Genomic DNA, 21,920 nt, shown 5'->3' on the forward strand with positions numbered 1-21,920 from the left:
GATGCTGGAATGAAAACGCCCGGGGAGACCTGGGCGCTTTTTGTTGCGGGCAATATTGCGTCGATCAGCGCCCGCCTCGCACTCAAGCTGCAAAGTCAGTCGATGCGGATAACACCTTCCATGCTTCCGTTTCCTGCGTGACGTATGCGTTTTTCGCAGCGATGGCAGCGAGCGTGTCCGTGCCAAGCGGAAGCCGCAGCGGCGGGTTTGACGCGTCGTCGATCACGTCGGGCGCCACGACCAGTGAAGACGCATCCAGAAAGTCGGTGCGGAAATATCCCGGCTCGACCACGGTTGCGTGGATGCCCAGCGGCTTCAATTCGGCGTGGATGACCCTGCACATCCGCAAGGGTTGCGGCTACCTCCGCACGTCTGTTGCTTTCGTCAATGGGCGGGCCTTGGTGGGGTAGGTCTTCGGACCTGCCGGTACTGGTCAAGCAGCCGGTTTCCACACCCTGTCAATGTGCCCGCTCACCCCACCTTGTCGCGTTGTGCGCGGGCCCGTCTCAAGGACCTGCATGCCATGTCCGACGACACTCTCTCACCGTGCCGTTGCCGGGCACAGCCCTGCGCACCCTCCTGCGCGACTACAACCGCCTGCAAAGTCTTGCCATGCTCGCGGCCAGCCACGCCGATACGCGCGTAGACGACCTTCAGCAGCTCGGCCGCCTGATCCGCGAGGTCATGCGGGCTGGCCCCGGCGACGCCGGGCGCGCGACCCTCGCGCTTGTCGAAAATCTGATCGGGCAGATCGAGTCGCGCGCCCGCGATGACGCGACGATGCTCCTCTGCGCCCTGCATCGCGAGAACCTCCAGGAATGGCCGTTCCCGGTGCGCGATCCGCTCGCGCCGCCCGCGCATCACTAGCGTGTTTTTCGCGGGACGTTCCCCGCCGGTTAAGGGCGTTTGCTACGGACTACCACGCAATGGAATCTCGAAAAATCGGCAGATCGCGGGGTTGTCCTTGTTTGACAAAAACGTGGGGAATTGCAGACGCCATCCTGATGCCCCGATTGACGCATGGATGGAGTAATTCCTTAATTGCTGGTTGCCAGAAATCGCGAATCCGGCGAGAAGCGTCAATCCGGCGGCTTCGCCTTGTTCCTTTTAACGAACCGGGATGCGTATGGATGCTGTGACAAAACGATTTACGGATACCTTGCTCCACCCAAGCGCGCGCCTGAGTCAGCGCCTGAGCCTGTGGGTAGGCGGACTCGACATTCCGCTCGACGTGGTCAACTTCAAGGCGAAGGCCGGCTTCTGCCGGGACTATTTCGTCGACGTCACGGTCACGTCGCCGGAACTGGCCATCGACGGCAAGCTCTGCGTGGGGAAACGGGCGGGGTTGCAGATCGACGAGTGTGCGACCGTGCCTTCGGCGAGCTATGCCGACTCCGTCGACCGTGAGGCGGCGACCTTCAACGGCGTGATCACGCGCTGGAAGCGGGTCAGCGTGAGTCGCGACGAGGGCACCTACCGCCTGCGCCTCGAACCGCGTTTCGCGGCCCTCCTCAAGCGCATAGTCCGGTCCGATACGTTCAAGGACGTTACCCTCCAGGAGCTGATCACGCAGGCCGTCGTCGACCGGAAGAATTTCGACGCCTTCGACGTGGAGTTCCAGATTGAGGGATTCGACGAGAAGATGGAACAGGTGGTCATGTATGAGGAGTCGCTCTACAACCTGATTACCCGTCACTGCCGCCGCAAGGGCGTTTTCTGGTTCTACCGGCAGGGCCGCAGCAAGGACGGGCGACTTGAGACCATTGTTTTCGCCAACAATCCGCGCGCCTATATCCGCTCGATCGAGGTGCCGCTGCTCGACGGCGCGGGTCTGAACAGCAACTGGCAGGAAGCGGTGCAGCAGGTCAACGAGCACCGCAGGCTGGTTGCCGCGACGGTCGAGGTATGGGAGCGCAACTATCGCACGCCGGACGACCCGTTACGGGCGAGCGCGAGCGTCTCCAGCGAAGCGGGGGACCGCTCGGTATTCGGCCAGATCAACCGCAGCGCGGAGTTCCACCTCACGCAGCAGCAAGGCGAGGCGCTGGTCCAGGCACGGCGCGACGAGCTGGTAGCGCGGCAGGCGACGCTCTCGGGCACGACCGACGCGAAGGGTGTCGCGCCGGGCGTGGTCATGAAGCTGACGAACGCGAAGCTCGCAAGCGCGGAATACGGCTTCGTGATTACCTCGATGGTCATGAAGGGCAGCCGCACGAAGCCGGCGTTCACCCGCTTCAAGGCGATGCCCGCGCACCTCGCGTATCGGCCACGGTTCGACTACGAGCGTGACTGGCGATTTATCAATGGCCCCGTCGTAGGCGTCGTCACGACATTTGATTCGGCGCCCTACGCGTGCCTCGACGAATACGGGCGGTATCCGGTTCTGCCGAAGTTCCTGCAAGGCTCGGGCAATACCGACCGGCAACTGCTTAAGCTGCGTCTGCTGCGGCCGTCCTCGTCGTATCAGGGTGGCTTCCACTCGCCACTGCTTCCGACGACCGAGGTCCTGCTCGAAGCGGCCCACAACGACGTCGACCGCCTGCATATCTCCGGTGCCCTGCACGACTATTCCCACCCGGACGTGGTTCACGGCGCGAACGCAATGTTCAGCTACGCGATCTGGCGTTCGCCGCTGCGTGGCGCGGAGATCGTCTTTAACGATTTGCAGGGCAAGGAAAGCGCGCGAATCGCGACGGTCTACAACCAGACGGCGATGAACCAGGGCTACCTGCTCAACAGCAAAAAGCTCAAGCGCGGGGAGGGGTATGAGGTCACGACCCAGGGATGGGGTACGACGCGCGCGGCGAAAGGGTTGTTCTTTACGGCGGATGCTGCGGCGGGAGCCGATACGCCGCACCTCGAAATGCCTGCCGCCGTTGCGCTGCTCAAGTCGGCATTACAGCGTGTGACGGATCTCGCGGCGGCAACCACGCAGGCCGGAGCCGATCCTGCCGATCGCGCGACGCAGGCGGCGCTTCTCGACGGGCTGAACCAGCTCCGCGACGCGGGGCTGCTCGCGAGTGCCCCGGGCGGCATGGCGTTCGTCACACCGAAATCGGTCCAGCACTCGGCGGGCGAGAACGTGATCGTCACCGCCGGCCAGAGCATGGACGCCAGCATCACGAAGCGGCTACGCATGGTAGCGGGCGAACTGATCTCGCTATGCTCGCACAAGCTCGGGCTGAACTTTATCGCGGCGAAGGGCAAGGTCATGATGGCGGCGCTCACGGACGGGATGGACCTGTTCGCGCAGAAGCAGTTGCGCGTCGCGAGCGAAACTGCGGACGTCCAGGTTTCTGCGAAGTCGAAGATCACGTTGAATTGCGGGGGCGCTTCCGTCGTCTTGGAGGGCGGCAATATCACGTTCCATTGTCCCGGCGCATACACCATCAAGGCCGCCTCGTTTACCTTCGTGGGACCGGACAACGTCGCGACGACGCTGCCTGTGCTGCCCCAAAGCGATCTTCAGCTCGACGATCTGTACTCCCATACGCACTAGACCGCCATGATTATCAGCCCTCCCTTTCTGCCCCAATCGGGCGTGACGTCGAGCGATGCCTCGAAGCCGGACCCAATGATGGACGCCGTCGACAAGTTCGAGCTTGCACACGGTATCTACCCGGTCGCGTTCGACCGGCACTGGCATTGTGGCGTCCATCTGGCGCCCGACGTGCACGGCGCGGTTTATGCCATCGCCGACGGCGATGTCGTTGCGTACCGGGTCTGCCAGCACGCGATCAACTCCGGCAACAGCAACGCGGGTTTCGTCCTGCTCAGGCACTCGACCGAAACGGGCGATGGCCGCACGCTGACGTTCTATTCGCTCTACATGCACCTGTTGCCGCTCGCGGAGTACCACACGTTCGGTTACGACGCGACGGGGCTGGCGGACTTCCTGTGCAAGCCTACCGGTGAGGTTCCGCAGGGGCAGGTAGCGCCTGCGGTGGCGGGCGGCGTCCATAAGGTACGGCGCAAAGATATCGTTGGTTATCTCGGGCGTTATCAAGGCGTCGTGTATATGCACTGCGAAGTCTTCATGCTGCCGGCCGATTTCGATACTTTTTTCGGCCATACGCAGCTCGGCAACGCGACGCCGGTTACGCCGACGACGACGGATTGCTGGGGGCATACCTACTACACGATTCCCGCCGGGCAACAATTTTATCCACTACCGCCCGGAACTGATGAACACAACAAACTGCATGGCATCGAGTTTGACCCGGGGCAGGTAGGGACGAATACGCTGCCGCTCGTCGTCGAAACGTACTTCAGCAAAGGGACAAAGTACACCAATGTCTGGAGCGTCGCGGCGGACGGTTCGCGCACGCTGCTGACGGAGCAGCCGGTACCCGAGCCCGATTACGAATACGACCTTTACAAGCGTGCGACGGCGCTCTATGGGGCCTGCCCGAGCGACGGGTACGAGATGCTGCGCTTCGGACGTATCCTTTCGGCACCTACGCTAACGGATCAGTCGGCCAATTCACCTCCTCCGGTAGACGGGGCATTGCCGGGCAATCCTCATCCGACAAATGTCTCCAGCCAGCGCGTTACGTGGCTGCGGGTTTCTTACGCAGCAGACCACTTCGGTTATATCGACATCAATGCCCGGGCGATCAAGAAGTTGTCCGACGCAGATTTCCCGTCGTTCATGGGCTGGCAGAAGCTAAGCGACGGTAATACGCCTTTTGGCAGTGACGGGTTGTGCGATATCGACGCGCTAAAGAAACTCGTCAGAGACGCTTCAGCTAACGAACAGCCCACAGTCTCGGCGGCAACGACTGAGGTACAGAAGGCGGACGCACTTTCCAGTTACGTGAGGGGGCACGATGGCGTCCGCCAGGCATTGCGTGGATTCATCTGCAACGCTCCCAGCGAATGGGATAGTACGAACAACAATACGCGTTACGTGAAGCTGCTCGACGAGGGAGGCTTTTATCACGGGAACGAGGCAGGTTACACCAAGTTCCTCGACTACCTGAAGGAAATCCAGTTTTGGGGCGTGACCGGCTTGCCCGCCGGGAAGAATCTCTGGTTCTTCCATCCGCTCGCATTTATACGGCATTTTAGGAAGTGTGGCTGGCTAACCCGCGATGAACTAGCGGCTACATTTCCTCGCTATCCGTTCTATACGGAAAGTGACCATCCTCGGAGAGCTATTACAACCGACAACGATACTTATCGGGTAACGCTGGAAATTGCGCGTCAACGTATTAAAAATCACGTAGTTGCGCTAAACAATTGCCTTAGAAAGTATATGGGAAGTGATTCAAAGCGGATTTCCCTATTTTTGGCGCAAGTCTTATTGGAAACGGCCCAATGGCGTAATCTCGGTGGTACAAGACGCCTTATGCATGAATGGGGTTTTGGTCAATACTCTGCTGCCAATCCAGCGACGCAATACTATGGGCCATTTTATGGTCGTGGAGTTATGCAGCTTACTTGGGTTGGAAATTTTGAGGCGTATGGGACGTATCGAGCTATACCTAATAACACTACAGGTTCATACGTTGAGCGGTTGCCGGGTTCGCAGCACCGTATCACGGCGACTTCGCAGCACTACTCAGCGAATCCGAGTGATGGTGGACATTTGATGCTTTGGTCGCCGCGTTACGATCCGGATATTATCGCGGAGAATGCTGAATATGCGTGTGACTCAGGTGGTTTCTATTGGGTATCGAAGTCATTTTCTCAAGGGTTGTTGGATATTAATAGGGTTTCCGACAAAAACTTTTCGGCTTCGAACGTAGGTTTTATAAATCGGCTCGTTAACGGGGGTGGAAACGGTTACTACGAGAGGCAGGCCTATTCAGTATTTATATCGCGCGTCTTGGGTGATGAAATTGATGCTGATGAGGCGGTGCTAATTAATCCTCCTCACCCAAAGGTTGCTGTTTTGGCAAATATGCTTAGACCGGAGTAATCTATGAGAATAATCAGGTCCTTAGTGGCTGTGGCGATGCTCGCGATATCGTTTTCGGTGTACGCTGCCGATTTTTCGAAAACTTTCACTCCATCTCCTGGGGTTACTGCTGTAGTGGAAATTAAAGGTCAAAATTTGGTGTGGAGGCTATCTGGGAGGAATGGAGTTAAGCAGGGTGAGATAAGTCTCGACACAGAAAAACCTCCAAATATCGAAATTGGCAGTTATGACTTTAGCGGGCGAATTGGATTTTTGGTGTCGCATGTAGACGATGGGATGGGGACGTATGAAGTCGATAGGGTTTTTACATATTCTCTATCGTCTAATGAGTTTGTAGAGAGGTTTCCATCATGTGGTGATGAATTTGTTAACCTCCAGGTGGATAAGAAGAGGCGCTACTTGGTTAGTACATATTGGGATCAAAATATCCCTAAAAGGTGCGTTACTAGATTGTCAATTAGAAGATGATGAATAAATTAATTTCAACGACAACATGAATACAAAATCACCGATCCGTAAGGGTGACAAACTCGAACACGGTGGCGAAGTGACGGGCGGCTCGCCGTGGACCAATTTCATGAGCCGGCCGCTCGCCCGCAAGGGCGACGCGGCGCTCTGCGCGCAGCACGGCCCGACTGTCATCGACGAGGGTTACGAGAAATTCCCTGACCGTGACGGCGAGTGGGTCGCCATGCACCATCACCGCTGTGCATGTGGCTGCCGGCTGATCTCGTCGCTCCAGAACGTCAATATCGCGTAATGCCGGTCGACCTCTCTCCTGCGGGTCGCGCGAGCGCCTATCCGCGCCGTCCCCGGTTCTGGCCGTGGTGGTTCTGCATCTGGCTCGCCTGCAACATGGTCGGCGTCGCCATTGCCATGCTGGCCTGGCCGAAGGGACAACCAGCGAGCGGGGGATCGTTCTGGTTCTGGTTCGTTGGCGTTCCAAACGGTGCCTTTGTGCTGTTGTTCGGCATCGAGCGCATCGGCTATGAGGGCCTGTGGTATCGGGCGCACTGGCGTAACCATCATCGGAACCGGTGGCTGGCGGAGCGGTTACGTACGGCGCAGCGGCCCCTCCAGGTGCTCTGCGTAGGCTACTGTCTGCCGCTTGGCGGACAGATGCTTGCCGACGCGATTGCCGTCGGGAAACGCCTCCTCGTTGAGCAATTACCGCGCGCCGGCATGGCGCGCGTTTCTCACGCGCGCTTTGAGGAGGCGAACTGGACGGTCGAGGAGCCCGCTCCGGAGGTTCCTGAGTATCGCGAAGATAGCCTCGACGCGAAACGTGCGACGCAATCTGTATCGCTGCTGACGCTCAAGATTGCGCAGACGCTAGAACAGCTTTCCGGGAGTCTGGGGGCGCTGACGTGCTACGAGCGGGTCTGGTGGCCGCAGGTTCGCGTATTGAGCGCCCCGGGCCGGGAGCAGGCGGACGTTGCACAGGTCGTCGGGGCGCTGCGTATCGCGGGTCTACCGTCGCTCGCGGTACAGGCCGTACCGGCTTCAGATGGCTTGATGGTGGCCGATGCGTGGCTCGACGCGAGGGAGGCCCGCCCGCTGCTTGTCGTCGCGACCGCCTGGCACGAGAACGGACCACCGGAAGCCAGTACCGAGGGATGCGTCGCCGTGCTGCTCTCGGCGGGCTACTTCAAGCTGCCGGAGACGGTCAGGGTCGCGGCGCTCCTGCACCGGCCCGTCCGGGGCCTTGCCGGCGAGGCCGCATACGGCTTCGCCAATGCTGCCTTATGGGGCAAGGCAGCCTGGACCTCGCTCGTACGTGCGTGGATTACCCGGCCCGTCGACGGCTGCGACAAGGCGCTCTACGCGGCCCATATGGACGCCATTTCGAAAGACGAGGCGCAGCGCAGGCCCGACCGCATCGTTGGCGACTTCGGCGACGGCAACGGCTGGCTGTCCGTCGTAGCCGCCGTCGAGTCGGGCGCGGCGGATGGCCCGCAACTCATCATCGACGACATGCAGTCTGCGGTCCTGCGCGTCACGCCCAATACAACCGACACCCCCCCGATTTCCGATGACAGACCCCAGGATTAACCTGCTCTCGACCGAGCACGCAGCACCGACGGAAGAACCCGGCCCGTCCAGCCGCCTCGCGATATGGGGGGTGCCAGTCGTGGCCCTGTGCATCGCCCTGCTCGCGATCGGCTTCGTGTCGCTGCATGGCGACATGGTCAACATAACGTCGCGCGAGTCGCGCCTGTGGGCGATCGTCGCCATCCTCTCGGCCTTCGCGTTCGTCGTCGTCGCTCATCTTGTCCTGTTTGCTACGGGTACCTACGCATTCGCCGGGCGGCTGTTTCGAAGGGAAGCCGGCGATACCGTAAAGCCCCAAAAGCCGCTCAAGCGCGACGCCCGGCTGCAACGCATGGCCGAAGAACTGCGCGTCGCGCACGGCTGGTTCTGGCGCAAGCGCCTGCGCTGGCTGCTGGTGAACGGCACGGACGAGCGGGTCGAGCAGGTTGCGCCCGGACTCAAGCAGACGGGGGTCTTGCACGTCGACGAGACCATCCTCGTCCATGCGGCCCCAGACGGCATCGAGGCGGCGAAGTGGCTCGGCCAGATCCGGCAGTTGCGTGGCCGCTATCCGGTGGATGCTCTGGTACACGTTGCCCGCGCCGGGGACGCCGATATGGACCTGCCGCGCAGGCTCTCGATGCTTGCGACTTCGCTCGGCTGGGCCGCGCCCGTTACGTTCCTGCATCCGGTCGCAGCGCATGGTCAGCAGCCTGAGCGGTTCGATGCCGTCGGCGCGTTCATGCCGGGCGAATTGCGTGGCCAGGCACAGACGGCTGCCGCCCGCGTGCCGGAACTGCTCGGCGAACTGGAGCGGCGAACGGCGGACGCGGGTGTGCGCCAGGCCGGCGAACCGCAGTGGATGACCTGGCTGATGGACGTGTCGAAGTACATCGGCGACCATTGCGAGCGTATCGCCGAAGGCGTGCGGGGCCTGGCGGCCTCGAACTGGCTGCGCGCGCCGCTGGCGGGCGTCATGTTCGCGCCGGTCTTTCCGGGACCGACCGTCGTACCGGTGCCGGTGGTCGACGGCGGCGACACACCCGCGTCCGCCGAAGCGCCGTTGGCGCAGACGATGACCGTGACGCGTGTCCAGCCCGCCGCCCTCTTGCCGGTATGGCGGGAGATCGCGGCGAGTTCGCCCGGTTATCGCGGTCGCCGCACCGGCTTTTACTGGCGCAATGCGCTCGCGGTGCTTGCCCTTGTCTGTGTGGTGGCCTGGACGGTCGCGCTGATGATATCGGGCCTCGGTAACCACGCGCTCATCCGGGAATCCGGGACGACCGCCGCAGCGGCGCTGGCCGCCACACCCGGTACCCCGCAGGCGCTGCGTACGCAGCTCGCCCTCCAGCAGCAGATCGAAACGCTCGAATACCGGCGTCAGCACGGCGCGCCGTGGTATCTGCGCGCGGGCCTCTCGCGCAACGACGACCTCCTGGACGCGCTCTGGCAACCGTACCGGACCGTCGCCCTGCGCAACCTGCGCCAGCCAGTCGTACAGGCGCTGGAAGGGCAGCTCGGGCAGCTCTCGCAGGTTCGCGCCGACGAGCAGCAAAGCCACGATGCGCAGCAGCTCGCCTACAACCGCCTCAAGGCGTACCTGATGCTCGCTACGCCCGCGCGTACCGACGCGCCGTTCCTCAAGTCGCAACTGCTGGCTGTCTGGCCTGCGCCCGCCGGTATGCGCCCGGGGGAATGGCTCGATACCTCGCAGCAGCTCGCGGGCTTCTGGTCCGACCATCTCAAGGCGCATCCCGAATGGCGGATCAGCGCGTCGATGCCGCTCGTCACGCAGATGCGCTCGACATTGGTCAATCAAATTGGACTTTCCGCGAGCGACGACGTCCTTTACCAGCGCATCCTCGACGAAGCGCGCGGCAAGTACGCGGACATTTCGCTCGCGACGCTGCTCGCCGGGGCGGATGCGCACGGCCTGTTCACGACCACGCAGACCGTACCGGGCATTTTCACGCGCGCGGCGTGGGAGGGCGTGATCGAGAAGGCGATCGACGACGCTGCGAAGGACCAGCACGTCGAGGGAGACTGGGTGCTGACCGGCGAACAGCCGGCAGCGCGGATCAGCGCCACCGCCGTAGAGGGTGCGGTCGATGCGGCGCGTACCGCGCTCGACGCGAAGCACGATGCCGACGACCTCCGGGAGCGGCTGCGCACGCGTTACTTCACGGACTACACCGCGGCCTGGGCGACCATGCTCAACAGTTTCCAGTTGATCCCGGCGACCAGCTTTTCCGGCGTCATTGACCAGCTGACGCGCCTCACGGATGCGCAGACGTCGCCGCTGCTCGCGGTCATGAAGTCGGTGCAGTACCAGGGCGAGGCGGGCCGTCCCTCGCAGGCGCTCACCGATACGCTGGTGCGCAAGGCGCAGGGGCTCCTCGGCGGGGGCGACAGCGATGCGACGCAGGCACCCGTTGTCAATCCGCTCGACCGCTCGTTCGGGCCGCTGCTCGCGCTGATGGGCGACGCGAACCCGGCGGCGGGGGGCAACAAGGCGGGCGGCAATACGGCGAATGCCGCCGCGTTCAACGGCGTCAGCCTCTCGCGCGTCCTCACGGCGGATACCACCGTGCGGCTGAAGCTCCAGCAAATCCAGTCGAGCCCCGATGCGCAGTCGATGGCGCGCTCGCTCGCGCAAGCCGTGTTTCAGGGCAAGCTCTCGGATCTCACGCAGGCGCACGATGACGCGGCGCTGACTGCCGCGAGCCTGGGCGCGCAGTGGGCCGGTTTCGGGCAGACGATGTTCGTGCAGCCACTCGACGCGGCCTGGCAAGCCGTCCTCCAGCCCGCCGCCGCAAGCCTGAACGATGCGTGGCGCGCCGCCGTGTACTCACCCTTTCAGGCGGCGTTCGCCTCGCGCTATCCGTTCGCACCGACAGGCTCGGATGCGTCCTTCGCCGAGTTTGGCCGGTATGTGCGGCCCGATACGGGGCTCATCAACCGCTTTGTCGAGGTCGAGCTTTCCGGTGTGCTCAAGCGTCAGGGCGACCAGTGGGTGCCGAACGAACTCGCGCCGCAGTCGTTGCAGTTCGACCCGAAGTTCCTCGCCTTGCTGCGGCTGATCGGCCCGCTGGGCGCGCGTCTCTATGCGCAGGGCGAGGCGGGGTATCACTTCGAGATCATGCCGCAGCCTACGCCGGACGTGACGCGTACGGAACTGACGGTAGACGGGCAGCAGATCGTCTACTTCAACCAGCGGGAGATCTGGACGCCGCTCGTATGGCCGGGCAACGGTCTCGCCGGCCACGCGTCGCTGACCTGGCAATCGCTGGACGCGGGAACGCGCATCGCGTCCGATGCGACCGGCGACTGGGCGTTTCTGCGCCTGCTCGCCAATGCGCAGGTGAAGCCGCTCGACGACTCGCGCTTCGAGCTGGTCTGGAACGGCACAACCGCCAGCGCTGACGCGAAGGCTGCGTCGGCGGGCGATGCAACGTTGCCATTGCGCTACCTGCTGCGCGTGCAGGCGGGCGCCGGGCCGCTGGATCTGCTCAGGCTGCGCGGCTTCCAGATGCCCGAGCGCATCTTCGTAACGGGCCGCGCCGGCGTGATCTCCGGCCTGCCCTCCCTGCCACCGCTCCCACCGGAGATGCAACCATGACTGCACCGTGGAAGAAAAACCCGGCTGAACACGAGAATCCCTTCCTGGGGCTCTTTGACGGGGAAATGCGCTATCTGCGCGAGGCGGCTCGGGAATTCGCACGCGAGCAGCCCGAGGCCGCGCGGCGCCTGGGTATGCAGTACGGTCAGGAGGACGACCAGGTCCGGGCGGTCTACGAGGGCTTCGCGTTCCTCGTGGCCCGGCTGCGCGGCAAGATCGGCGATGGCATGCCGGAGATTACCGACCCGCTGCTCGACAATTTCTACGAGTACGCGGCGCGCGCGATTCCCTCGCTGTCGATCATCGAATGCACGCCGCTGAACCGCACCGTCCAGACTCCGGCGCAGATCCCGGCGGGAGCCGTGGTGCGCTCGGCGCCCATCGGCCCCGAGGGCGTGCAGTGTCCGTACCGGACGACGCAGGCGGTCGAGCTGCTGCCGCTTTCGGTGGAGGATGCGCTCGTCGCGGTGCGCGCGGACGGGCGCACGGTCATCCGCCTCACGTTCGGCCTCTGGCTCGGGGAGCAACGCGAGCGCGTCGACCTCTCGCGCATCCGCCTCTACCTGCACGGCGACCGGCCCGCCGCTGCCGCGCTGTATGCGGCGCTCACGCGCCAGGTCGCGGCGATCAACCTGCGCCTACCCTCGGTACGTGACGGCGCATTGCAGCCGCAGCCCGAAGTACGCTTCGAGGCGTCGGGCTTTGGCCCCTCGACGCGGCTCTGGCCGGTGACGGACGCGAAGCGCAACAAGGAACTCGACCGCGAGCAGACGCTGCTGGAGTATTTCGTGTTTCCACAGAAGTTCCATTTCGTCGACCTGTGCGGTTTCGACGCGGCGGTCCTGCCGCCCGGTGAAGCGCAGATGACGTTCGAGATCGAACTCGACGGACGCATGCCCGGCGATCATCCGGTCAGTCGCGGCAGCTTCCGTCTTTTCTGTACGCCCATCATCAACCTGTTCGAGGTCGACGCGCTGCCGCTGCGGCCCGCCGACTGGCACGACCGGGAGCACCGCATCCGGGTTCAGCCCGGCCTCGCCGGGCATGTCGAGCCGTACGACCTGGTCGCGGTGATCGCGTCGAACCCGGAAAGCAATGCACAACATGCCTACCAGCCGTTCAGGAGCTTCCGGCATCGTGGCTGGCTCACGCGCTACGACAAGCCGGAGCGGTATTACTGCACCTCGACGCACTTCGGCGTGAACGGGCGGGAACTGTGGGTCGAGCTGGAGGGGCAGCTCTGGTCGGGCACGCACCGCGACGCGCAGGACGATGAGGACCGCCCCTCGCCGGACCGCTATCTCACGGTGCGCGCGCTCGCGAACAACGGGCGCCTGCCGCGCATGGCGCTGACCGAAGCGACCATTACCGAGACCGTCTCGGGCTTTACCGGCATTGCGTCGGTGCGCAACCTGACCGCGCCGACCATGCCGCTCTATCCGCCGCGCTACTACCCGGGATATGACTGGCGGTTGCTGGGCCAGTTTACGGCGGGCGGCGCGAACGAGATCAACCGGATCGCGATGGAGGGCGAAGCGGCGCTGCAGGAGACCCTGGAACTCTACGACTGGACGCCGGACGACGGGCCGACTCGCCGCATCGAGGCGATCCGGGAGGCGCGGCTATCCGCGAAGAACGTCCTTCAGCGCGCCTACATGCACCGCGAGGTCCGCGTACACGTCGACCTCGACCCCACTGCCTTTGACGGGCCAGGCGACGCCGTCCTGTTTGGCGACGTGCTCAATCACTTTATAGGCCGTTACGCCTGTTTCCACCATTCCATGCGGCTGGTACTGAACTTCGACGGAAAGGAGACCGTCTATCCGCGCATCGACTTCGAGGGAGCGCCTTTCTGATGCGAAACGCAATCGCGAAGGGCGCGCTTGGCGTGGGCCTGGCGCTGGCCCTCCCGGCGTGCGGGATGTTGCAGTCGGTGAAGGACGGCACGGTGGCAGCGACGCAGGCGGTTTTCGTGTCGAAGGTCAAACAGATGAACCTCGCCATTGTTGGGCGCGGGGCGCTCAATCCGGACACGCGCGGCGCGTCGCTGCCGGTCGTGTTGCGCATTGTCCAGTTGAAGGACGACCGGCCCTTTGCGACGGCGACTTACGCGCAACTGCTCGGCGGTAGCGATGCGCTGAAGGCCGCGACGCTCTGGAGCCGGGACGTTACGCTCGGGCCGGGGCAAACACTGAAGGTATCGGAGCCCATCGGCGACGAGGCGAACTACGTGGGCGTAGCGGCGTTCTTTCGCGATACGTCTGACGCCGAGTGGTCGGTGCTGATACCGAAATCGCAATGGAAGAAGACCGACCCGGTCAGGCTCGTCGCGGCGGACCGCAACCTCGTTCTCGATGCGGATCAGAAAAAATAAGGAATCCAGATCTTTGTGCGGCAGCGCTGGTATTGCCGGTCATGATGGCCGCGCAGTCTGCCGCCGCAGCCGGCGCAGCGATGACGTCCGGTGACGCGGTTCGCGTATGCCAGCAGCTTCGGGCAACCGGCGCCGTCGATATCGCGAAAGCCGCGCTGCTGCTGCGGGCGAGATTGCCCCAGGTGTCAGCGGGCGATGCTGCCGCCTTCGACCGCGAGAATGCGGCGGGGGTATCCGATGCCACGGCGGGCGCGCACAGCCCGCGCTATTTCGTCTGGCTGGCGGGGCGGTATCTGGACTACGCCGTGCGCTCATGTCTGCCGATAGCGCGAATGCGGCAGCGGGCTACGTTGCGATCGCGACCAACGCCCTGCTGCTGGCCGCCTCGCAGCGGGCGGGTGCTCTGCATGGCGAGTCTATCCCTAGCGATACGCAGCTCGGGGACTATGCGCTGGCGTTGCAGCAGATTTCGTTGATGCTCAATACGCTGGTCATGTGCGACCTGCGCCCGACGGAGTAAGCGCGTTGCACCATCGACGACCTGGCTCGACATCGCTGCACGGGGTATCGGCGCGCGAATACCGGCAAGCTTGCGCAGTGGCAATTTCGTGTCGGCGATGAGATCGTTTATCGCGATCTGCCTGCGGCCATCTGCGTCAACGATACGGAAATGGAAACGCAAGCGGTGCTGGCGGGCCTGGGCGTCGGGCAACTGGGGAGTTTCAATGCGACGCGCCATATTCGAAGCGGCCGGCTCGTTGCGCTACTGACGCAGCATGTCAGCGAATACGGGATGATTTACATCCACTACAGGCACCGAACCGAACAGCCGTTGCGCGTGCGGACTTTCATCGACTTCATGGTCGAGCGCATGACCGGCAACCGGGATTTTTTCCTGGAGGAATCCGAACTTCGTGCCGGGCCGCCGCCGAAACGCAAAGACAAAGCAAAGGAGCGTGGCTAGTTTCTCGTGGCTTGAACATACAAAAGCGCGCCGTTCAAGGCGCGCTTTCCACATCACCCCGATCAACCCTTCTTCCCGTCCAACCCCAGCAACCCACGAATCGTCTGCTCGGTCTGATCGTAATCGCCTTCGCCGAAATGGCTGTAGGCCAGCTTGCCGTTCTTGTCGATGAGATATAGCGCGGGCCAATACTGGTTGCTATACGCATTCCACGTCGCATACGAATTGTCCTGCGCAACCGGGTATTCGATGCCGAAACGCGCGATGGCTTTCTTCAGGTTGTCGGTGTTGCGCTCGATCGGGAGTTCGGGCGTATGCACGCCGACGACCACCAGCCCCCTGTCGCGATAGCGCGAATACCACGCCTTCATGTAAGGCACGGTATGCGCGCAGTTGATGCAGTCGAAAGTCCAGAACTCGACCAGCACGACCTTGCCGCGCAACTGCTTCAGATCGAGTGGCGGGCTGTTGATCCAGGTGTCGATGCCGGTGAAGTCGGGCGCGGGTGCGCCGTTCTGCAAGGCGGCCGGTTCGTTGGCGGCGGGGCTGGCGGTGGACGCGAAGACCGCGTAGGCGGCGGTGGCTACCAATGCAGTGACGACGGCGGCGATCTTGAGACGTTCGAACATGACGGACTCTCCATGGAGGGTTGGGGTACGAGTGCATTGGACCTCCTGCACGTATCCCGTACATGTCCCCAATGGCCGCGCTGTGCAACGTAATGTGTCGCGGCATGTGCCGGATACCGGGCGGTACATAGGCCGCCTGTCACGCTATTGCAGTAGTTTTCGAAAAATTACTGCAATACCTGCTTATCGACGATCCTGTGTTTGCAGTAAAATTCTGAAAATTACTGCAATTTCTCCGGACCATGTCAGGCTTCCCTCTCTATCAGCGGCACGATCAGGCGTTCGGCTCCCAGTATGCAAACGTCGAGCAGGGCGCGGCCGCCCAGCCGCGTGTGCTGGTGGGCGCGCCCGGCACGATCGTCGAGCACAATCGCGGCAACGCTGTCTACTACTACCGCCAGTTCATGGACGCCGAGGGCAAGCGCCAGCAGCTCAGTCTGGGCGGCCCGAAGGGCGATGCCGAGGCCGACGAACGCGTTGCGGCAGTGGCCGCGCAGATCGAGCAGGCCAAGGATCTCATCAGCCGCATCCGGGAACTGGCGAAACTCGGCTTCCAGATCGCCGACAACAAGACCTACGCGACGATGGCGGTCCTCTACAACCACGGCCTGTTCCAGGCGGGCGCGGTGCTGGTGGGTTCGCACGCGTATGCCGTGCTGCTCAACAGCCTCGGCATCAAGGCGATCGCCTACGAGACCGAGGATATCGATATCGCCCGCGCGCGCCAGCTCGCCTTGCAGAATCTGCCTTCTGGCGGCCTGCTCGACATTTTGCGGGAGACGGGCATCGATTTCGTGCCGGTGCCGCCGTTCAACCGGGGCGATCCGCCTACGTCGTTCAAGCAGGCGGGCAAAACGCGCTTTCACGTCGATTTGCTCGTGCCGTCGAAGGGCGACACGTTTCCGACCGTCGCCGTGCCGGAACTAGGCGCGCATGCGAGCGGGATGCCGTATCTCGCGTATCTGCTCGGCCAGTCGCATATGGGCACGCTGATCTCGCGGCATGGCGCCGTGCCCGTGCGCGTGCCCGACCCGGCGCGCTTCGCGATCCACAAGATCCTCGTATCGCGCCTGCGCACCAACATGCTCATCAAGTCGCAGAAGGACGTCCAGCAAGCCTGCGTGCTGCTTGCGATGCTCGGCGAGCATCGCAGCGGCGACATCGAGCTTGCGTGCTCGGATCTGCCGAAATCCGCGCGCACACTGGTGCGCCGCGCGCTGCCCGAGGTGCAACGCACGCTCGAAGCCCACGAAGGCGCGCTGGCCGAGTTCGAGGAAGGCCTGGGCGTCTGAAATAGAGGGCGGCTTCCGGCAACGCGCCGGTGAGACGATCGGGCATGTTGTTGACACGGCCCGGCATTCGCGTCGGGCGCGCCCGAGCCTAAAGTCACTCCATCGACGGCGGCTTTTGCTGCCTCAAGTTTCAGGAGTGGAATCATGAACGAATGGATGATGAAACATGAGCCGATGCCCGCCGGATTTTTTGGCATCGCGGTAGGGATGCTCGCGCTGGCGGGCGCATGGCGGGTCGCCGCCAGGCTCTGGGAGGTGCCGGCTTTCGCGGGCACGGCGCTCACGGTCGTGGGGCTCGTCGTATGGGCTGCCGTGATGGCGATGTATGCGCTCAAGTGGGTCGCGCACCGCGATGCCGCGCGCAAGGAATGGCAGCACGAAGTGCAGTCGTCGTTCGTGGCGCTCGCGCCGGTATCGACGATGCTGGCCGCTCAGGCCATCAAGCTCTGGTCGCACGACGCGGGCCTCGCGCTGTTCGTGGCGGGCGCGACGGCGCAAATCGGCGTCGGCGTGATGCTGCACGGGCGGCTCTGGCAAGGCGGGCGCAACGCCGAACTCGTGACGCCCGCGATCTATCTGCCGACCGTCGCTGCGGGTTTCGTGGCGGCCACGACGGCCGCGATATTCGGCTTGCCCGAACTGGCGGCGATGTTCTTCGGCAGCGGCGCGCTTTCGTGGCTCGCGATCGAATCGAAGTTGCTCAACCGAGCCGCGCTATCCGCACCGACCGCGCCGGCCCTGCGTCCGACCTTTGGCGTGCAGCTCGCGCCGCCGGTCGTGGGCGGCGTCGCATGGATGGCGATCATGACCAGCATGCATGTGTCGTTGACAGGCGCCGCGGGCATCGTGGCTTATGCGCTGCTCGGCTATGGTCTCTATCAAGCGCTGTTGCTGCTGCGTCTGTTGCCGTGGATTCGCGCTCAGGCCTTCGCGCCGTCGTACTGGGCCTTCAGCTTCGGCGTCGCGGCCCTGCCGACCCTCGCGATGCTCATCGCCCAGCATGGCGGCCCGCGGTGGGTGCCTGAACTGGCCTTCGTCCTGTTCGTTGCATCGACTGCCGCGATCGGACTGCTGATGGTCAAGACGACCGCATTGCTCTGGGAAGGCAAGCTGCTGCCGGTTCGCGCGTTGCAATAACGCCGCCCCAGCGAAAGCGGAAAAGGCCTTGCCAATCGGCGAGGCCTTTTTTGCGCACGACAGAGGGCAAAGCATCGCGGCACGGATGACGTGCCGCGCGCAGGCCTTAAGTGCTGGCTTTAATAGTGAACGACGGTGCGGATCGACTTGCCTTCGTGCATCAGGTCGAACGCTTCATTGATGCCGGACAGCGGCTTCGTGTGCGTGACGAACGGTGCGAGCTGGATCTTGCCGCTCATCGCGTCTTCGACCATGCCCGGCAGTTGCGAGCGGCCCTTGACACCGCCGAACGCCGTGCCCAGCCAGCGGCGGCCCGTGACGAGCTGGAACGGACGCGTGGAGATTTCCTGGCCCGCACCCGCCACGCCGATCACCACCGACTGACCCCAGCCGCGATGCGCGCATTCGAGCGCGGCGCGCATGACGTTGACGTTGCCGATGCACTCGAAGCTGTGATCCACGCCCCAGCCCGTCATCTCGACGATCACTTGCTGGATGGGCTTTTCGTGATCTTTCGGGTTGACGCAATCGGTCGCGCCGAAGGCCTGTGCGAGCTCGAACTTGCCCGGGTTGGTATCGACGGCGATGATGCGGCCCGCCTTGGCGAGCTTCGCGCCCTGGATGACGGCCAGGCCAATACCGCCGAGACCGAACACGGCCACGGTATCGCCTTCCTGAACCTTGGCGGTGTTCTTTACCGCGCCCAGACCCGTGGTCACGCCGCAGCCGAGCAGGCAGACCTGTTCGGGGTTGGCGTCGGGGCTGATTTTCGCGAGCGACACTTCCGCGACGACGGTGTATTCGCTGAACGTCGAACAGCCCATGTAGTGATAGACGGGCTGACCGTTATAGCTGAAACGCGTCGTGCCGTCGGGCATCACGCCCTTGCCCTGGGTGGCGCGCACGGCCACGCACAGATTGGTCTTGCCGCTCTTGCAGAACAGACATTCGCCGCATTCGGCGGTATAGAGCGGAATCACATGATCGCCGGGCTTCACGCTCGTCACGCCTTCGCCCACTTCGACGACGATGCCGGCGCCTTCATGGCCCAGCACGGCGGGGAAGAGACCTTCGGGGTCGTCGCCGGAAAGCGTGAACGCATCGGTGTGGCACACACCGGTGTGCGTGATCTTCACCAGCACTTCGCCCTTGCGGGGCGGTTCGACGTCGATCTCGACGATTTCGAGGGGCTTGCCCGGCCCGAATGCAACGGCTGCACGTGATTTCATAGCAATCCTGGTGAGATAAACAAAGGGTCCGGCCCGCACGGGCGGTTACCGGCGCGTGTCAATCGAGAGTCAATCGAGAATCTGCGAAGCCTCAACGAAGATAGGAACGCACGAGCGAAACGACTTCGTCAATGGATTTTTTCGAGGTGTCGTCAGCGGGCGCAAGGCTCGAAAACTCCTCGCGCAGATGGCTTTCGAGCACACCGGCCATCAGGCCATTGATGGCGCCACGCATGGCGGCAATCTGCTGGAGAATCGGCCCGCAATCCGCGCCTTCTTCAAGCGCGCGCTCGAGCGCGTCCAGTTGCCCACGCACGCGGCGAACGCGGGTCAGAACGCGTTTCTTTTCTTCGACGGTGTGGGGCATGGTGGCTCCCGGTTAGATACTGGATGGGAGTATGCCACAAGTACTGTGGGGGAGTATAGGATGGCGGGCAGATTGGGGCGAATTTTTCTATAAATTCACTCATTGGCTGCAGTCGGTCTTGCATGCACGTTCTGCTGCGTGTCCCTGCTGCTCTATGAGAGCCAGAGTTAGCGCGAGCGGCTTGCGCGGTCTCCCAGCAGCCAGTCGATCGAGATCCGGCCCGGCCCCCACGCGGCGATGCCCAGCGCCATCGCTGCCCAGGTGATGTGAATGGGCCAGCCGTCCGGCACCGTCAATTCGATGATGCAGGTCATCAGGAACAGACCCGCAGCGGCGAAACGCGTGCCGATTCCGAGCACCAGCAGCACGGGAAATCCCACCTCCCCGCAGGCGGAAAGAAACGCGAAAACGGCGGGCGCGGGGAAGGGATAAGGACCGCCCGGCAGATGTAGCTGGAATTCGTCCGTAAAGAGCGTGATCGCCGTGTCATTGAGTTGCAGAAAACCGTGCCATTTGAGGACGCCCGATCGCCAGAATGGCACCGCAAGTGCGAGGCGCAGCACGAGTTGCACGAGCCACGGTTGCGCGAGCGTTTCAACCGCGCGACGCGCCCGCACGATCGCGGTCGCGAAGAAGGCCGCAGAGGATGGTTTGAGATTTTCCTGGGTCGGCATCATGACGGGGCTCCAGAACGGATAGCGGTAAACACGCCGGCTGAAATCATTGCCTGCAGGTTAGTTTGGATATCGAATGATTCGTCTTCGAAAAACGCGGTTTCCACGGCGGCTCCCAATGGCGAACCGGATATCAGCGCGAGCAGGAACGCCGCGCCGCCGGCGGGCAGTTGTGAGACGATCACGTCCTGATCGGGACGCGTGATGAGTGCGTCCTGCGCGTCGCTTGCGTGGAGCGGTTCGATCGCTTCGTCCCTGCGGTTCATGGCGAAAATCGAAACAGCCGGATAGGGCGAGCGCACGATTCGCGTGGCCGGGTGAGCGATGAAGCGCAGTTGCGCGAGCGATTCGGCGTCGATAGCGGCGAATGCCTGCGCGGCCAGCGGGGCGGCGTCCGCCGCGTGATACGCATCGAGCCACGCGCGTTCGATGCGGGCTGTATCCGCGAGCCAGGGCATCTCGCGCGCGTATTCGTACGACTCGATGAAGGACGGGAAATCCCTGCCGTACTCGAAAAGCAGCGGTGAACGCGGCGGCGTCGCGCGCACATGAAAGCGCGCCATCGCACGAAAGAATTCGACGCCCGTGATGCGTTGCACCGCCGGGTAGATCGCTGCGAGCGCATCGATCAGGCTCACCGTCACGTTGTTGCGATAGACATTGTAGCGATTGATTACCCCCTTGCCATGCTGAGCGATCACGTCGGCGGGGGCAACGATGGCGGGATCGGTCAATCCTCGCGCGAATGCCGTCGCATACGCGGCATGCTGTTTAGGCTTCATGGCAGAGGCTTTCGTTATGCACGGGGGCGCACTGCGTCATGATCCTCCGGGCCGCTTCCGCCTGCGCGCGCAGCACGGGCCACGTGGGCAGATCGCTGTCCCATTCGATGAGGGTTGGTACCGCGCCGGCGCGGGCAATGATCTTCGCGTAGAGATCCCACACGACATCGGCGACAGGTTGGTCGTGACTGTCGATGAGTAGCGGTTGATTCTCGTCGTCGCGCTGCTCGCTATGACCGGCCAGATGGATTTCGCCTACATATTCGAGTGGAAACGCGGCGAGATAGTCATGCGCCGAATTGCCATGATTTACTGCCGAAACGAAGGCGTTATTCACATCCAGCAACAAGCCGCATCCTGTCTTTTGCGCGACGGCACGCAGAAAATCGGTTTCGCTCATTGTCGATGAGGCAAACCTCACATACGTCGAAGGGTTTTCGAGCAGGATCGGACGGCCGATAGCCGTTTGCATCTGGTCGATATGCGCGCATACACGATCGAGCGTTGCGCGGTGGTAAGGCAGCGGCAACAGGTCGTTGAAGAACGTGCCGTCGTGCGAGGACCACGCGAGATGTTCCGAAATCCATTCCGGTTCATAGCGCGTTACCAGATCACGAAAACGCGCGAGATGCGTTAAGTTCAGCGCGTCCGGACCACCTATCGACATGCACACGCCATGGAGCGAAACTGGATAGCGCTCGCGGATCGCAGCAAGCGCGCGGTGGGGCGGGCCGCCCGCGCCCATGTAGTTTTCGGCATGGACTTCGAAAAAGCCTTCTTTCAAGCCCTCGTTGAGAATCGCGCCGAGATGATCGTGCTTGAAACTGGTGCCCACGAACCCGGCGTGAGGGGGACGGCCAGGCGCAGCCCACGCCATTGATCGGACGAAATCGCTCATG

Annotated in this window: 17 protein-coding genes and 2 pseudogenes; 12 read left to right on the top strand and 7 right to left on the bottom strand. The window is 63.0% G+C overall.

The window, feature by feature from the left end:
* Positions 1-82: 82 nt before the first annotated feature.
* Positions 83-331: pseudogene (locus B0G62_RS24050) on the bottom strand (short-chain dehydrogenase/reductase); the annotation flags it as partial.
* Between the two features lie 215 nt (positions 332-546).
* On the opposite strand from B0G62_RS24050, the gene B0G62_RS24055 reads away from it, so the two are divergent.
* From B0G62_RS24055 to B0G62_RS24100, 10 genes and pseudogenes are all read left to right on the top strand, one after another.
* Complete coding sequence (locus B0G62_RS24055; protein WP_103706713.1) at positions 547-867, top strand: hypothetical protein; 321 nt, start codon at positions 547-549, stop codon at positions 865-867.
* Between the two features lie 292 nt (positions 868-1,159).
* The gene (locus B0G62_RS24060; RefSeq protein ID WP_322789244.1) at positions 1,160-3,499 is read left to right on the top strand and encodes a type VI secretion system Vgr family protein; all 2,340 of its coding nucleotides are present in this window, start codon (positions 1,160-1,162) and stop codon (positions 3,497-3,499) included.
* Positions 3,500-3,577: 78 nt separating this feature from the next.
* On the top strand, positions 3,578-5,923 hold the full coding sequence (locus B0G62_RS24065; protein ID WP_146055350.1) for a M23 family metallopeptidase: 2,346 nt from the start codon (positions 3,578-3,580) through the stop codon (positions 5,921-5,923).
* A 493-nt stretch (positions 5,924-6,416) separates the two neighbouring features.
* Positions 6,417-6,683, top strand: a complete 267-nt coding sequence (locus B0G62_RS24070; RefSeq protein WP_103706716.1) for a PAAR domain-containing protein — start codon at positions 6,417-6,419, stop codon at positions 6,681-6,683.
* Entirely contained in the window at positions 6,683-7,975 is a 1,293-nt protein-coding gene (locus B0G62_RS24075) for a hypothetical protein (protein WP_103706717.1), read from the top strand. Before B0G62_RS24070 ends, B0G62_RS24075 begins: the two co-directional genes overlap by 1 nt.
* On the top strand, positions 7,956-11,573 hold the full coding sequence (locus B0G62_RS24080; protein ID WP_103706718.1) for an ImcF-related family protein: 3,618 nt from the start codon (positions 7,956-7,958) through the stop codon (positions 11,571-11,573). The genes B0G62_RS24075 and B0G62_RS24080 overlap by 20 nt, the downstream gene beginning before the upstream one ends.
* Positions 11,570-13,429, top strand: a complete 1,860-nt coding sequence (gene tssF / locus B0G62_RS24085) for a type VI secretion system baseplate subunit TssF (protein WP_103706719.1) — start codon at positions 11,570-11,572, stop codon at positions 13,427-13,429. The genes B0G62_RS24080 and tssF overlap by 4 nt, the downstream gene beginning before the upstream one ends.
* Positions 13,429-13,947: a type VI secretion system lipoprotein TssJ gene (gene tssJ / locus B0G62_RS24090; protein WP_103706720.1), complete on the top strand. Its 519-nt coding sequence runs from the start codon at positions 13,429-13,431 to the stop codon at positions 13,945-13,947. Before tssF ends, tssJ begins: the two co-directional genes overlap by 1 nt.
* Before the next feature lie 313 nt (positions 13,948-14,260).
* Complete coding sequence (locus tag B0G62_RS24095; protein WP_103706721.1) at positions 14,261-14,467, top strand: hypothetical protein; 207 nt, start codon at positions 14,261-14,263, stop codon at positions 14,465-14,467.
* A gap of 9 nt (positions 14,468-14,476) precedes the next feature.
* Positions 14,477-14,911, top strand: a pseudogene (locus tag B0G62_RS24100) (LysR substrate-binding domain-containing protein); the annotation flags it as partial.
* A gap of 62 nt (positions 14,912-14,973) precedes the next feature.
* Here B0G62_RS24100 and B0G62_RS24105 read toward each other — a convergent pair.
* Positions 14,974-15,540 (bottom strand): thioredoxin family protein, encoded by a 567-nt coding sequence (locus B0G62_RS24105; RefSeq protein WP_103706722.1) that lies wholly within the window; start codon positions 15,538-15,540, stop codon positions 14,974-14,976.
* Positions 15,541-15,782: 242 nt separating this feature from the next.
* On the opposite strand from B0G62_RS24105, the gene B0G62_RS24110 reads away from it, so the two are divergent.
* Positions 15,783-16,832: a GSU2403 family nucleotidyltransferase fold protein gene (locus tag B0G62_RS24110; protein WP_103706723.1), complete on the top strand. Its 1,050-nt coding sequence runs from the start codon at positions 15,783-15,785 to the stop codon at positions 16,830-16,832.
* Between the two features lie 144 nt (positions 16,833-16,976).
* Positions 16,977-17,969, top strand: coding sequence for a dicarboxylate transporter/tellurite-resistance protein TehA (gene tehA / locus B0G62_RS24115; protein ID WP_244193354.1), 993 nt, complete (start codon positions 16,977-16,979; stop codon positions 17,967-17,969).
* Between the two features lie 119 nt (positions 17,970-18,088).
* Here tehA and B0G62_RS24120 read toward each other — a convergent pair whose 3' ends face one another.
* The 5 genes from B0G62_RS24120 to bufB form a co-directional block, all read right to left on the bottom strand.
* Complete coding sequence (locus B0G62_RS24120) at positions 18,089-19,198, bottom strand: S-(hydroxymethyl)glutathione dehydrogenase/class III alcohol dehydrogenase (protein WP_027816150.1); 1,110 nt, start codon at positions 19,196-19,198, stop codon at positions 18,089-18,091.
* A 91-nt stretch (positions 19,199-19,289) separates the two neighbouring features.
* The gene (frmR, locus tag B0G62_RS24125; protein ID WP_103706724.1) at positions 19,290-19,565 is read right to left on the bottom strand and encodes a formaldehyde-responsive transcriptional repressor FrmR; all 276 of its coding nucleotides are present in this window, start codon (positions 19,563-19,565) and stop codon (positions 19,290-19,292) included.
* Between the two features lie 167 nt (positions 19,566-19,732).
* Positions 19,733-20,239, bottom strand: a complete 507-nt coding sequence (locus B0G62_RS24130) for a DoxX family protein (protein WP_103706764.1) — start codon at positions 20,237-20,239, stop codon at positions 19,733-19,735.
* On the bottom strand, positions 20,239-21,021 hold the full coding sequence (locus B0G62_RS24135; RefSeq protein ID WP_103706725.1) for an HvfC/BufC N-terminal domain-containing protein: 783 nt from the start codon (positions 21,019-21,021) through the stop codon (positions 20,239-20,241). The genes B0G62_RS24130 and B0G62_RS24135 overlap by 1 nt, the downstream gene beginning before the upstream one ends.
* Entirely contained in the window at positions 21,011-21,919 is a 909-nt protein-coding gene (bufB, locus tag B0G62_RS24140) for an MNIO family bufferin maturase (protein WP_103706726.1), read from the bottom strand. Before bufB ends, B0G62_RS24135 begins: the two co-directional genes overlap by 11 nt.
* Position 21,920 lies beyond the last annotated feature (1 nt).

The sequence above is a fragment of the Paraburkholderia eburnea genome (assembly GCF_002917095.1).
Lineage (GTDB): Bacteria > Pseudomonadota > Gammaproteobacteria > Burkholderiales > Burkholderiaceae > Paraburkholderia > Paraburkholderia eburnea.

What these genes read in the sequence shown, in the direction of transcription:
- B0G62_RS24130 (WP_103706764.1), bottom strand. Translation starts at nt 20,239, where the DNA reads ATGCCGACCCAGGAAAATCTCAAACCATCCTCTGCGGCCTTCTTCGCG.
- tssF (WP_103706719.1), top strand. Translation starts at nt 11,570, where the DNA reads ATGACTGCACCGTGGAAGAAAAACCCGGCTGAACACGAGAATCCCTTC.
- tehA (WP_244193354.1), top strand. Translation starts at nt 16,977, where the DNA reads ATGAACGAATGGATGATGAAACATGAGCCGATGCCCGCCGGATTTTTT.
- bufB (WP_103706726.1), bottom strand. Translation starts at nt 21,919, where the DNA reads ATGAGCGATTTCGTCCGATCAATGGCGTGGGCTGCGCCTGGCCGTCCC.
- B0G62_RS24105 (WP_103706722.1), bottom strand. Translation starts at nt 15,540, where the DNA reads ATGTTCGAACGTCTCAAGATCGCCGCCGTCGTCACTGCATTGGTAGCC.
- B0G62_RS24135 (WP_103706725.1), bottom strand. Translation starts at nt 21,021, where the DNA reads ATGAAGCCTAAACAGCATGCCGCGTATGCGACGGCATTCGCGCGAGGA.
- B0G62_RS24075 (WP_103706717.1), top strand. Translation starts at nt 6,683, where the DNA reads ATGCCGGTCGACCTCTCTCCTGCGGGTCGCGCGAGCGCCTATCCGCGC.
- B0G62_RS24110 (WP_103706723.1), top strand. Translation starts at nt 15,783, where the DNA reads ATGTCAGGCTTCCCTCTCTATCAGCGGCACGATCAGGCGTTCGGCTCC.
- B0G62_RS24080 (WP_103706718.1), top strand. Translation starts at nt 7,956, where the DNA reads ATGACAGACCCCAGGATTAACCTGCTCTCGACCGAGCACGCAGCACCG.
- B0G62_RS24065 (WP_146055350.1), top strand. Translation starts at nt 3,578, where the DNA reads ATGGACGCCGTCGACAAGTTCGAGCTTGCACACGGTATCTACCCGGTC.
- B0G62_RS24095 (WP_103706721.1), top strand. Translation starts at nt 14,261, where the DNA reads ATGTCTGCCGATAGCGCGAATGCGGCAGCGGGCTACGTTGCGATCGCG.
- B0G62_RS24070 (WP_103706716.1), top strand. Translation starts at nt 6,417, where the DNA reads ATGAATACAAAATCACCGATCCGTAAGGGTGACAAACTCGAACACGGT.
- frmR (WP_103706724.1), bottom strand. Translation starts at nt 19,565, where the DNA reads ATGCCCCACACCGTCGAAGAAAAGAAACGCGTTCTGACCCGCGTTCGC.
- B0G62_RS24120 (WP_027816150.1), bottom strand. Translation starts at nt 19,198, where the DNA reads ATGAAATCACGTGCAGCCGTTGCATTCGGGCCGGGCAAGCCCCTCGAA.
- tssJ (WP_103706720.1), top strand. Translation starts at nt 13,429, where the DNA reads ATGCGAAACGCAATCGCGAAGGGCGCGCTTGGCGTGGGCCTGGCGCTG.